General features: G+C 72.6%; 9 protein-coding genes. 1 reads left to right on the top strand and 8 read right to left on the bottom strand.

Annotation, left to right across the window (positions count from 1 at the left end; all coding sequences use genetic code 11):
- Positions 1–15: 15 nt before the first annotated feature.
- On the bottom strand, positions 16–420 hold the full coding sequence (locus tag RPQ07_RS24160) for a globin (RefSeq protein WP_313946269.1): 405 nt from the start codon (positions 418–420) through the stop codon (positions 16–18).
- A 184-nt stretch (positions 421–604) separates the two neighbouring features.
- Here RPQ07_RS24160 and RPQ07_RS24165 point away from each other — a divergent pair, with 184 nt between their 5' ends.
- Positions 605–1,606 carry a methyltransferase domain-containing protein gene (locus RPQ07_RS24165; protein WP_313946270.1) on the top strand — a complete coding sequence of 334 codons (1,002 nt, stop codon included), beginning with the start codon at positions 605–607 and terminating at the stop codon, positions 1,604–1,606.
- A gap of 7 nt (positions 1,607–1,613) precedes the next feature.
- Here RPQ07_RS24165 and RPQ07_RS24170 read toward each other — a convergent pair whose 3' ends face one another.
- From RPQ07_RS24170 to RPQ07_RS24200, 7 genes are all read right to left on the bottom strand, one after another.
- The gene (locus RPQ07_RS24170; RefSeq protein WP_313946271.1) at positions 1,614–2,912 is read right to left on the bottom strand and encodes an FHA domain-containing protein; all 1,299 of its coding nucleotides are present in this window, start codon (positions 2,910–2,912) and stop codon (positions 1,614–1,616) included.
- 61 nt (positions 2,913–2,973) lie between these two features.
- Entirely contained in the window at positions 2,974–4,332 is a 1,359-nt protein-coding gene (locus RPQ07_RS24175; RefSeq protein ID WP_313946272.1) for a vWA domain-containing protein, read from the bottom strand.
- 222 nt (positions 4,333–4,554) lie between these two features.
- A complete protein-coding gene (locus tag RPQ07_RS24180; protein WP_413777774.1) occupies positions 4,555–5,970 on the bottom strand; it encodes a PP2C family serine/threonine-protein phosphatase in 1,416 nt (471 codons plus the stop codon).
- Between the two features lie 3 nt (positions 5,971–5,973).
- Entirely contained in the window at positions 5,974–8,592 is a 2,619-nt protein-coding gene (locus tag RPQ07_RS24185; RefSeq protein WP_313949008.1) for a serine/threonine-protein kinase, read from the bottom strand.
- Between the two features lie 50 nt (positions 8,593–8,642).
- Positions 8,643–9,983 carry a hypothetical protein gene (locus RPQ07_RS24190; RefSeq protein WP_313946274.1) on the bottom strand — a complete coding sequence of 447 codons (1,341 nt, stop codon included), beginning with the start codon at positions 9,981–9,983 and terminating at the stop codon, positions 8,643–8,645.
- A 90-nt stretch (positions 9,984–10,073) separates the two neighbouring features.
- Positions 10,074–11,084 carry a glutamate ABC transporter substrate-binding protein gene (locus tag RPQ07_RS24195; protein ID WP_313946275.1) on the bottom strand — a complete coding sequence of 337 codons (1,011 nt, stop codon included), beginning with the start codon at positions 11,082–11,084 and terminating at the stop codon, positions 10,074–10,076.
- An 11-nt stretch (positions 11,085–11,095) separates the two neighbouring features.
- Positions 11,096–12,490 carry a hypothetical protein gene (locus RPQ07_RS24200; protein ID WP_413777775.1) on the bottom strand — a complete coding sequence of 465 codons (1,395 nt, stop codon included), beginning with the start codon at positions 12,488–12,490 and terminating at the stop codon, positions 11,096–11,098.
- Between the last annotated feature and the right edge of the window lie 21 nt (positions 12,491–12,511).

The following is a 12,511-nucleotide window of genomic DNA, read 5'->3' on the forward strand; positions in this document are numbered from 1 at the left end:
TCTGTGGGGTGGGCCCTACTCGGCGGTGTTCACCATGGAGGCGGCGGCATAGACGAGGTAGTCCCACAGCTGCCGCTCGTGCTCCGGGGCCAGCCCCAGCCCGTCGACGGCCGCGCGCATGTGCTTCAGCCAGGCGTCGTGCGCGGCCCGGTCGACCGCGAACGGTGCGTGCCGCATCCGCAGCCGCGGGTGACCGCGGTTGTCGCTGTAGGTACGCGGCCCGCCCCAGTACTGGATCAGGAAGAGCGTGAGCCGTTCCTCGGCCGGACCCAGATCCTCCTCCGGGTACATCGGCCGCAGCAGCGGATCGCCGGCCACGCCCTGGTAGAAGAGGTGGACGAGGCGCCGGAAGGTCTCCTCGCCGCCGACCTGCTCGTAGAAGGTCTGCTCCTGAAGCGTGCCGCGCGGAATCTCATTCACGCCTCCATGGTCTCAGACACCCCGACCGAGGACCCAGGCCCTAGGACTTCCTTCCGACAGGCCTCCCGACGGCACTCCCGACAGGATTTCAGCGCCGGGGAGTCGCCCGGTTTCCGGTCACGCCCGGGGCCTCCGCCCCCGCCGGGCGCTCGCCACGGCGGCCGTGGCGCAGGAGAGTGGACATATGGGAACGCACCTGGAGCCCGATGCCGGGCCCGCCGCCGAGGCGCGCGACGCGCTGGTGCGGGCGATCGTGCACGAGGGCGGTCTTGGCGATCCCGCCTGGCGGGCGGCGTTCGAGGAGGTCCCGCGGCATGTGTTCGTGCCGTACTACTTCATCGGCCGGGGCGGCACCTATGAGCGGATGTGGTGCCTGGACCCCGACAGGGCCCGGCGTGAGCGGTGGCTGCGCGGGGCCTACTACGACATGCCGCTGGCCACCCGGGTACGGGACGGTGAACTGATCTCCTCCAGCAGCCAGCCCTCCCTCATGGCGCGCATGCTCGACGAGCTCCGGGTCGAGGACGGCAACACCGTCCTGGAGATCGGTGCCGGCACCGGCTACAACGCGGCGCTGCTCTCCCACCGGCTCGGTGAGGACCGGGTGACCACCGTCGACGTGGAGCCGGAGATCACCGAATCCGCTTGCAGGCATCTGGCCGCCGCCGGCTACCACCCCACCGTCGTCACCGGCGACGGAGCCCGCGGCTGTCCCGAGCGCGCGCCCTTCGACCGCATCATCGCGACCTGCACCCTGCCGTCCGTGCCCTTCGACTGGCTGCCCCAGTGCCGGCCGGGCGCACGGATCCTCGCCCCGCTCTCCACGGGCCTGATCGCGCTACGGGTGAGCGACGACGGCCCCACCCGCAGCGCCGAAGGTCATTTCCTGCGGACGTCCGCGTACTTCGTTCCCCTGCGCGGCAGCGACGCCGCGGCGGAGGGGCACATCGGGGGACTGCCCCGCCGGGTGATCGAGAACGACCTCTTCCGGTTCCTGCTCACCCTGACCGCGGGCAGCCTCGACCCGCACGAGGCCCTGTCGCTGTGGGAACGCGAGCGGCGCCCGCAGCGCGAGCGCTTCGGCGTCACGGTGAGCGGAGACCATCAGTGGGCCTGGCTGGACGACCCGGAAGGGCCGTACGCCTGGCCGCTGGGGCCGGCGCGGCAGACCGCGCCGCCCGCCTAGCGCCTCTCTAGCCGCGGCGGACGGTGATCGTGGTCCAGGCTCCGACGTGGACGCGGTCGCCGTCGTTCAGCGGGACCGGCACATAGGGCTGGATCGGGTCCTCGGCGCCGTTCAGCGTGGTGCCGTTGGTGGAGTTCTGGTCGACGACCGCCCACGAGCCGTCGGGCTGCTGCACGAGCACGGCGTGCTGGTGCGAGACGCCCGGGTCCTCCGGCGGCACCGAGAGATCGATGTCCGGCGCCTCGCCGGTGGAGTGCCGGCGGCGGCCGATGGTGACCTGGTTGCCCGACAGCGGCAGCTGCTGCTCGGGGGAGTACGCGGGCAGATTGAGACCGGTGGCGTCCGGGCCGCTGCGCTGCATCATCGCCATGAAGTACTCGCGGTCCGGCGCGACGACGACCGTCCACCCGGCGGGCGTCCCGTACTGCGGGGGCTGCTGTGCGGGACCGGGCTGAGTGCCCTGGGGCCCGCCCTGCTGCGGATACAGCGGCTGCGCCGGCTGCTGGGGCACGGACTGCTGCTGGAACTGCTGCGGCGGTGCCTGCGGAGTCTGCGTCCCGGCCGCCTGCGCCTGGGGGGCCTGGGGCTGGGCGGGCGGCGGCAGCATCCAGTCGTCACCCGCGTCGCCGTGCTGAGGCCGCGGCGGCGCAGGGGGAGCGGACTGCTGCTGGTACGGCGGAGGCGGCGGTCCCTGCTGCCCGTCTCCGGCACCCGGCATGCCCGGTCCCTGCTGCTGACCCGGCCCCTGCTGCTGGAATGACGGCGGAGGCGGGGGCCCGGGCTGCTGGAACGACGGCGGGGGCGGGGGCGGCGGCCCGGGCTGCTGGAAGCCCTGGGGCGGCTGGTGCTGCCCCGGCGGCTCGTTCATCAGCGGCTCGGCGGCCCGGTTCATCTGCGACGGCCGGGAGCTCTGGTAGTCGTACGGGTCGTGCTGACCGGGACCCGGACCGCCGCGGCCCTGCGGCGGCGCGGGCGGGGACGGCTGGTTGGTGAAGCCGGCCGGCAGGTTCAGCCCGGGGGGCTGCGGGGCCGGCGCGAGCGGTGTGTACGACGTCGCCGTGTGGGTCAGGAAGTTGTACCGGCACTCCTCGCAGAACGGGGCCATGGCCTCGCGCGGGGTGCGGCACTGCGGGCAGAGCTCGGCCTGGGCGGTGGCGTTCGGATCGCCCGGGCCCGGGTAGCCGTAGGAGGGCGGCGGGGGAGGCGGCACGGCGCCTGCGGGGGCGCCGGGGCCGGCCATGCGGTGGCCACAGACCTCGCACCAGTCGTCGGAACCCGACTGGTGTCCGTTCGGGCAGGTCGGCATGTCGGCCCTTCCCCCTCTCCGTCCGGCCCGCGGGCCGTGTCGTTTTCGGTGCTGTCGCCGACTACTTCTTCACACGCACCGTCTTGGTGGAGCGTGTTTCGAGGGTCATTTCGTCGGCTTCCGCAACCTTCGCCTTCAGTCGCACAGTACCTGTCGCCGCATCGACCACGTCCACCACCTTCGCAAGCAGTTTCGCGGTGTCCGCGTTCCCGGACGCCGACGCGAGCTGCACCGCACGTCCCAGCTTGGCCGTGGCGCCGTCGAAATCACCCGACTTGCGGGCATCCAGACCCTGTTGGATGACCTGTGCCAGTTCCGCCTGGCCCGTGTAGTGCGCCACCTGCGGGTTGATCGAGGTCGATGCCGCCATGTCGTCGGTCCACACCGCCCGGACCAGCCCCTGGGACAGCACCTGCGGAGCGCCGCCGTCCGTCGACGGAATGATGAGGGAGGCGCGGGCGGCGAGCATCTCCTGGCCGATGCCGGCCTGCGGCACCTGCACACACACGTGGTAGTCGCGGGACTCGTCGCCCCACGAACCGGTCGGATAGTCGCCCGCCCGCGGACCCGCCTCGGTGCGCCGGGCGGTCAGGTCCTCGACGGTGGGCGCCACCTGTTTGACGAACCGGATCTCGACGCCGACGGGGGTCCACAGCCGCAGCGCGACGTCCGCGACCTCCTTGCCCATCGCGTTCTCCATCATGCTGGTGAAGTCCGCTGCCAGATGGGCCGGGTCGGCGACGATGTCGGCGGTCCCGAGCAGCGCGGAGGCGATACCGGTGACCTCCTTCACCTCCCAGTCGGTGCCGACACCGCGGGCGTCGCACGTGAAGCGGCCCGCCACGGAGTCCAGGGCGGCCCGCAGATCCTCGGGCGACTCGTGCTCGTTGCGGCCGTCGGTCAGCAGGATGCCGTGCCGGATTCCGCTCTCCGAAGTGGACAGCAGGCGGTCCGCCAGCCGCAGCCAGGTGCCGATCGCGGTGCCGCCGCCCGCGGCCAGCCGCCGCAGGGCGTCCTTGGCCTGGGCGCGGGTCTGCGGATCGGCCACCGCGAGCCGCCCGTTGCCCGGGTAGACCTCCTTCGCCAGATGCGTACCGGCGATCACCGAGAACTCCACCCCGTCGCGCAGGGTGTCGATCGCGGCGGCCGTGGCGTCACGGGCGTTGCGCATCTTGGTCGGCGGGTAGTCCATCGAGCCGGAGCAGTCGACCATGATCGCGACGGCTGCGCCCGGCGCCTGCGCGGGTATGGCGGACGGTGTCGTCGAAGCACCGGTCAGCGGAGCCCCGCCGCTGGTGCCGCCACCGGTGGAGGTGACGGTCACGATGGCGTTCACCTCCCGGCCGCCCTCGGGCAGGTACTCGTTCTGGTACACCTCGACGGAGAACTGCGGCACTTGGGACTTGGAGAAAACGGCCATCTGATCGGCTCCTTGAGGGCTCCACTCGGGAGAGCTGGTCATGTGACGTACGGGACGAGTGACCTGGCGGACGAGTGACGTACTTGTCACGTGACGTGCTGGTCGAGCGGCGTAGCGGTGTCGTAGGCGTGGCGGTCTCGAAACGCGTGCTGGTGTCGAAAGGCGTGCTGGTGTCGCAAGGTGTGGGGGCCGGCGAGGGTGACTCGCCGGACAAATCGGTTTTCAGGCCGTGTTGTAGGCCGATCCTGCCCCTTGCGGCGGGACGGTGAACGGCAGGACCGCCACTGTTACGTTGTCGTGGCCCCCGCCGTCGAGGGCGTGCCCGACCAGAACCTGCGCGCTGTGCAGCGGCCGGTCCGCGGCGTCGGCGGGCACGGCCCGGGCCATCTCGTCGGCGCCCTCGGCGTAGTTCCACAGGCCGTCCGTGCAGACCACGACCACACCGGAACGGTCCGGCTTGAACGCGGCGGTGTGCGGCTCCAGTTCGTACGCGTCGGCGCCGAGCCAGCCCGTGATGGCATGGGCCCGCTCGTCCGCGTACGCCTGTTCCTCGTTCATCAGGCCGGCCGCGACCATCTGGGCCGCCCACGAGTCGTCCTCGGTGAGCCGCGCGGCCGGACCCGTGCGGTCGTCGGGCACCCAGTAGGCGCGGCTGTCGCCGACCCAGCCGACGACCAGCAGACCGCCGGCGGAGATCGCGCCGACGATCGTGCAGGCGGGGGCGTTCTGGTGGCGGTGCGGGTCGTGCTCCATCGCCTCGCCCTGAGCGTTCTGGGCGGCAAGGGAGTTGACGGCCTCGGACGCGGCGACGATGGCCTCGTGCATCGCCTGCTGCGGCTGCGTGCCGCGCGGCAGGCTTTCCAGCAGCAGATCGTTGGCGGCGCTCGAGGCGGCCAAGGACGCCTCGTCGGGGCGCGTCGCCGAGGACACGCCGTCGCAGACGATCGCGACCACGGCCGGCGAACCGTCCGGCAGCGCGGTCGACGACACCGCGAACGCGTCTTCGTTGCGGTGGTGGCGCAGCCCGCGGTCGCTGACCGCGGCGACGGAGCCGAGCTCCTCCTCCATGTGGTCGCGCTCGCGGGGTTGGGCGTGACCACAGTTCTCGCAGTAACCGTCGTCGTCGACACGGCCTGCCCGGCAGGCCACACAGAGCTTGGTGCCGGCCGCGGGGGTGACGGGAGCGGCCGCTCGCGGGTCGGGGGCGGCGGCCTCGCGAGGGGCGGCCTCGGGCGCGGGAAGCTCGAAGTCCCCGGAGGAGGCACCGGATGCGGCGGACGCACCGGGAGGGCCCGCGGCAACGGCGCGGGCCGCCGGTGGCCCGTCGTACCGGACGGCCGAGGCGGGCAGTTGACCCGATCCGCCGGACACGGGCAGCTCGCCGCCGCCCGAGTCCGTGCCCGGCAGATCGCCGGGCAGGTGGACGGGGGCGGGTGTGCCCGCGGTGTCCGTGCCGGTGGCCGCCGGCCAGACGGCCGGGGAGCCGATGGCGAGCGTCGGGCGGTCGGAGCCCGGCATCACCGGGTCCGCGGACAGGTCGTACCCGCACGCACCGCAGAAACGGTCACCCTCCTCCAGCGGCTCGGCGCAGCTGGGGCAGGACGACCCCGCGGCAGGCTCGTGCATCTGCGACGACATCAATCACACCCACGTCCGGGGGCGGAAGCGGTTGGCGCGCTCCACCAAGTCCATCCGCTCCTCGCCGCGCTGGGCGAGCCGGGCGAGCACCCGGTAGGAGCGTTCCAGCCCGAAGCGCAGGCCGCGCTCGTCCAGTTCGCTGCCGAGCAGTGCGGCCGGTGCTCCACCGGGCCGCGGTGCGCTCGACGCGTCCGGTACGGACGGCGGGACTCCGGGACTACCGGAGAGTACCCAGTCGAGCGCCGTGCCGAGTACTTCCGTGGACAACTGCTCCCGGCGCACGGGGTCCAGACCGAACTCCTTCAGGGCGTCCACCTGCGCGGCAGCCGCGGACAGGTCGCCGATGAGAGGTTCGTGCGCGGCGCGTCGCCGCAGCCTCGCCCGTACGGCGGCGACCCGGGCGGCCGTGTAGTGGATCGATGCCTCCGGCACCGACTCCAGGGTCCGCACGGCGCCGGGCCTGTCACCTGCGGCGAGCTGGACGCGGGCGAGTCCGAACGCGGCGCTCACATAGCTCGGGTCGGTCGTCCACACGAGGCGGTAGTACTCGGCGGCGTTGTCCAGTTGACCGAGAACCTCCGCACACACCCCGAGCGCCAGCTTCGGGGCGGGCTCGCCCGGGAACGCGTCGTAGATGGCGTCGAAGGAGAGCGCCGCCACCTCACGGTCCCCGGTCACCAGGGAAGTGAGTCCGCGGTACCAGACGACGCGCCAGTCGTCGGGGTGCGCGCTCTCCAGGTTCTCCAGCGCCCTGGTAGCCGAGTCCAGCTCGCCCATCTCCAGCCGGGCGCGCAGCTCGCGCAGCCGCGTCTCGGGGGAGGGTGCCGGTGCGGACTGGAGCGCGGCGATCAGCTCGGCGGGCGCGGAGGCCATCAAGCCCGCGAGGAAGCCCGCGTTGGGGTCGTTCGGGTCGACCCGCGGCACGGGCAGCGCCAGGGCTGTCGCCCGGGCGTCGAGCGCGGCCAGATGCGGCGCGAGCGTGAGAGGCGCGGGCGACTGCAGGCCGGGACCTCCCGGCACGGCCTGAGCGCCCGGCATGGGCGGGACACCAGGCGCACCGGCCACACCAGGCGCACCCGGCACTCCGGGCAGGGGCGGTGCGGCAGGGGCACCGAGGGCCGCGGGGGCCGCCTGGTGCGGAATCCTGGCCTCGACGGGCGTCGCCCTGCGGGAGCGCTTGGCAGGGGGCCGCCGGGCGCCGAGCGTCGACACGTCGTCCGTCATCTCGGCGAACAACCCGGTGTCCGTGACGCGCAGTTCGGGACCGAACAGCGTGGAGAGCGAGGGCCGCGGACGGCCCGTCTGCAGTGCCACGACCTCCCGGAGCACGCCCGTCAGCTGCTCCGCCATCTCCTGCGCCGAGGAGAACCGGCGCGCGGGATCCGGGTCCGTCGCCCGGACGAGCAGCCGGTAGAACGACTCGTACGTCTGGAAGACCTGGATGTTGTCCGGGTCCGGCAGGGAGTCCACGAAGACGTTCGTATAGCCCTGGAAGTCGAACGTCAGGACGGCGAGGGTGCGTGCGACGGTGTAGAGGTCGGACGCCACCGACGGGCCGACCTCGGCGACTTCGGGGGCCTGGTAGCCGACGGTGCCGTAGATCGCGGACTCGTCGTCGTCCATCCGCCGGACCGCGCCCATGTCGATGAGCTTGAGCTGGTCCTGCTGCTGGATGGCGTTGTCGACCTTGAAGTCGCAGTAGAGCAGATTACGGCTGTGCAGATGGCCGAGCGCTTCCAGCGCCTCGATGCCGTACGCACACGCCTGCTCCACCGGCAGCGGGTCCCGCTTGCCCGCGGGGCCGCGACGCTCGTTCGCGATCTCCTTGAGGGACTTGCCGCCCACGTACTCCATGACGATGTAGCCGTCGAGGGAGCCGGTCCGCTGGTCGAGGTGTTCCACGAAGTTGTAGATGCGGACGATGTTGGAGTGCTCGATCTCGGCGAGGAAGCGGCGCTCGGAGATGGCAGCGGCCATGGCGTCCTGGTCGCCGGTGTCCAGCAGACCCTTGAGCACCACCCAGCGGTCGGAGACGGCCCGGTCCACCGCGAGGTAGACCCAGCCCAGGCCGCCGTGCGCGAGACAGCCGGCCACCTCGTACTGGCCGTGCACGATGTCGCCCTCGGCGAGCTTGGGCACGAAGGAGTACGGGTGACCGCACTTGGTGCAGAACCCTTCCGTGCGCCCCGGGCGTTCGCCACGCGCACGCCCCACCGGCGCGCCGCAGTCGGAGCGGGAGCAGTACCGCTTGCGCTCGGGGACCTCGGGGTTCTCCATCACCGCGGAGCGCGGGTCGGGACGCGGCACCTCGGGGACGGAGACCAGGCCCGCGCCCAGGCGGTTGCGCCCCGACTGGCCCGTGGCGGTGCCCGAACTGCGCACCGAGACCGAGCGCGTGGAGGTACTCGACCCGGTCAGCGACCGCGACAGCCGTCCCGAGACCGAGCGGCGCGAGGTCGACGAGCGCGAGGAGGCACGGGAGGAGCGCGAACTGCTCCGGCCCGAACTGCTGCCGCGGGCCCCGCCGCCCGTGATGCCCGTGGGCGGGGAGGAGACCATGCCGTTCGGCGAGACGACGGGTGCGAGACCGCAGGTGTCGCAGTACAGCTCGCCGTCGCCCATGTCCTCGTAGCTGCCCTCACACCCGGGCCGCTGACAGCTCTTGTTCTCGCTCACGCGTCCCCCCTGCGGTCGGTGGGCCCGGACGGTCCGGGCTCCCGGTTGGCCAGGGCTTCCGCCGCGGCCTGCTGGTAGCGCAGCACCGCCTGCCCGGCGACGCGCAGATCGCACGGCGCGCTCCACAGCATCCGGCGGGCCGCGTCGTACCGCTCGATGAGCAGCCTGTCCTCCGCGAGCCCGTGCCGGGCCACCTTCGCCTTGTACGCGTCCAGCCGGCCGCGCAGCTCCGCACGGACCGCGAGCGGCGCCGTGACGGCGGTCAACGACTCACGGGCGCGCAGCAGTTCGTCCTCCGCCTCGCGCTCCAGCGACTCCAGCAGCGGCGACAGGCGGTTCCACTGGGAGTGCCTGCGGTACTCGGCCGCGGTCGACAGCCGCTCCTGGAGCGCGGTCGGCGGGCCGCTGACGGCGGGCACCTCGGTCGCGGCGATCTTCGCGAGCACCTCGCCGCGGGCCGAGCGCGCCTCGGCCAGCGTGCGGTCGGCGCGCGACAGGACGTCCCGCAGCCGGATCAGCCGCTCCTCGGAGTCCTGCCGGACCCGCAGCACGGCCTCGATCTCCCGGCGGATGTCCTCCAGGGCCCGGGCCGAGCGGTCGTAGCGGTCGGTGTCGGGACGGCCGCCGCCCGGGGCGGAACTCCCGGGCGCCGGGCGCCAGAACGCCAGCGGGTCGGATATCACCTGCGCGCGCAGCGTGGACAGCTCGTGCGTGATGGACTCCAGCTCGTCGCCGGCCGGGTGCTCACCCGGCCGCACGCCCACCGAGTGGGCGAGGGAGCGGGTGCGCTGGAGCTCGGCGGAGAGCAGATCTATCCGGGCGGGCAGCGCCGACCACACGGAGTCCGCCGTCACCACCATGTTCAGCGAACTCGCGTACAGCTCGTTCATCCGGGCGACCAGCTCTTCGAGCGAGAACTGCTCGGACAGCTTGGCCGGTCCGGTGAGGGTCGGCGCGGTGTGGGTGGCCGGGCTCGCCACGGTGACACTGCGGCCGCGCAGCCGGTCGGTGAGCTCCACGAGGTCGTCGCGGCTGGGCCAGCGCCGGCGGGCCCGTACCTCCCGGGTCTCCTCCAGCGCGGCGGCGTACGCGTCGAAGTAGCCCCACAGCAGGGCGATCGCCTGCTCGGTGGAGGCCCAGCGGTCCTTGGTGACGCCGGTGAGTTCGGCGCCTTCGAGGAGCCTGCGGCCGGCGTGGTCCTGAAGGGCGAGCAGCGAGGTCTCGATCGCCTCGTGTTCCGCGCCGAGGCGCGCCAGGGCACGGTCGACCTCGTCCCGGTCCATCGCCGGCCCAGGGGGTCTACCCGCGGAGCTGGGGAACGGTCCCGCGACGCCCATCGATCACCTCTCTGCTCTTCCTTGAGGATTGTTCTCCCTGAAGGACGTGTTCTTCCTCGGACTCGTTGCCGCGGAGCCGGCCCTCCCCGCTCAGCCGCGGTACTTGGGAGCGGGCGGCCCGGCTATCCCGGGCAGGTCGGCCGCCAGCCACTTGTTGTAGGCGTCGGTCCAGGGGCCCCGGCGGTAGTTGTCCAGGACGCGGTTCACCCGGCGGACCACATCGTCCTTGCCGAGCTTGGTGGCGACGCCGTAGTACTCGGTGGTGAAGGGCTTGCCGCCCTTGAGCTCGACCGCCGGGTCCTGCGCCGCCTGGCCCGCCGCCAGGGCGTTGTCCGTGACGACCGCGTCGACCAGGCCCTCCTGGAGCCGTACGAGGCAGTCGAGCTGGTTGGGCACGGTGAGCACGTCCTCGTCGGTGGGCTGCTCGTCGTGGGGGTCCTTGAAGACGGCGCCGAAGGAGTTCTTCTCCAGCGCCTCGTAAGCCGTCGAGCCCTCCGCGGAGCAGACCCGCTTGCCCTTCAGCGACTCGTCGAAGCCGGTGATGGCCGACCCCTTGGAAGCGAGGACCTGCTGGCCGGCCTGGAAGTAGGCGGTGGAGAACGCGACCTGCTTGATCCGGGCGCAGTTGATCGTCATCGTGCGGACGACGATGTCCACCGTGCCGTTGTTCAGCGCGGGTATGCGCTGGTTGGTGGGGATGGCGCGGAAGATGACGGCGTCGCGGCTGCCGAGGATGTCCTCGGCGATGGCGTGGGCGAGGTCGATGTCGAAGCCTTCGAGGGAGCCGCTCGCCGGATTGCGGTATCCCCAGCGGTAGCTGTTCTGGTCGACGCCGACGACCAGCTTGCCCCGCTCCCGGATCGCGGCGATGTTCGGCCCGTCCGCGGCGGACGGGCGCAGGGACGCCTCCGGTGTCGTGCAGGTGTCCGCCTTCACGGCGGTCGCGGCGCCCGTCCCCTGGCCCGACAGCTCGGCATCGCCGCTGTGGGACAGCGGGAGCAGGGTGACGGCGGCGGTCACCGCGCACGCGGCGGCCATGCCCGCGACACCGCCCCAGCCGCGGAACCTGAGCTTGGTCCTGTCGGCTCTTGTGTCCGTCATCACGCCTCCTCTCACCGGTATTCCGAAAGCCTGCGGTTGATGCCGAGAATGGCGCCCGCCGCTCCCAGCACCGCCAGCACCGCCGCACCGATCGGCAGTCCGCCCAGCGCGCCCCGCCCGTCCTCGGCGGCCCGGGTGAACTCACTTTGCTCGTGCGCGAGGGCCGTCGCCAGAGCGTCGTCGACCAGGTCGAAGCACTCACCGGTGGACGCCTTCGGGCCGATGACCTTGTCCACCGCGCCCTCGTAGTCGCCGGACCGGTCGGTCGAACTGGCGCTGACGTGGCGCTTCTTCCACTCGTCCATGCTGTTGGAGGCCACCGTGACCGGGTCGCGGCCCTCCTTGTCGTCCGCGAGCTTCCGCGCCGCTTCCAGCCCGGCGCCGAGCTCCTTCATCCCGGAGCTGAACTCCGTCTCGTACTTGTCGTTCTTGCCGTCGTCGGTGAGCACGGCGCCGCGGGCGACCAGCACGAGGTTCTCGTTGGCGCGGGCCTTCAGGGAGTCGATCCGCGCGTCGTTCAGCACCTTGAGGGACTTCTGGCCGTGCTCCCTCGCGTCGCCCAGCTCCGCGCGTGCCACCGTGTGCCCGACCGCGAGCCACAGCAGGACGACGGTGGAGGCGGCGGTCGCGGCGACCAGACCGCGGTTGAACACCCGGTTCGTCCGGCGGTAGTTGCGCCGCTGGGCCCAGACGAGACCGCCCAGCGCCGCGACGCCGAGCACGAGGGAGAGGACCGGCCAGTAGCGGGCGTCGGCGTCGTCCCGGTCGAGCCGGGCCGTCTCCGCGTCGTACAGCTTCTGCGCGGCGGGCAGCAGCACCTTGGTCATCTGCTCGTTGGCGAACCGCAGATAGGCGCCGCCGAGCGGGAGGCCCTGGCGGTTGTAGGTGCGGGCCGTCTCGATCCGGCCGGTGTAGACCGGCAGTTGTTCGTTCAGCGTGGCTATCTGCCGGCCCGACTCACTGTCGCTGTCCGTGTTCGTGGCGGCCTTGATGAGCAGCTTGGAGGCGAGGGCGATGTCCTTCTCGTACCGCTCGCGGACCCCGGGGGGTTCCTTGTCGGCGCCGGCGAGGAATCCGCTGGAGGCCGCGGTGTCCGCGTCGGCCAGCGAGCGGTAGACGGAGGCCGCGTCGGCGCTCAGCGGCTGGCTGCGGCTCAGGACGGCATCGGCCGCGGCGGCCCGGTCCGAGATCTCGAAGGCCGTCACCGCTCCGAACACGACCACCAGCGCGGCCAGTACGGCCCCGATGATCTGGAGCCGTCCGGGCTCGGTCGTCGCCGCCGTGCGCAGCCGGTCCTTGGCCTCGTCCAGAGCGCCGCGCTGCGCCGGGGGCCGGCCCGGTGGCTGCGCGGGCGCGGACGCCGGAGCCGACTGGGGCGCGGTGCGCACATTCGGCGGGTATGTCACGTGACCTCCCCCTCGGTCGCT

This window comes from Streptomyces sp. AM8-1-1, assembly GCF_032229325.1.
Taxonomy (GTDB): Bacteria; Actinomycetota; Actinomycetes; order Streptomycetales; family Streptomycetaceae; genus Streptomyces; species Streptomyces achmelvichensis.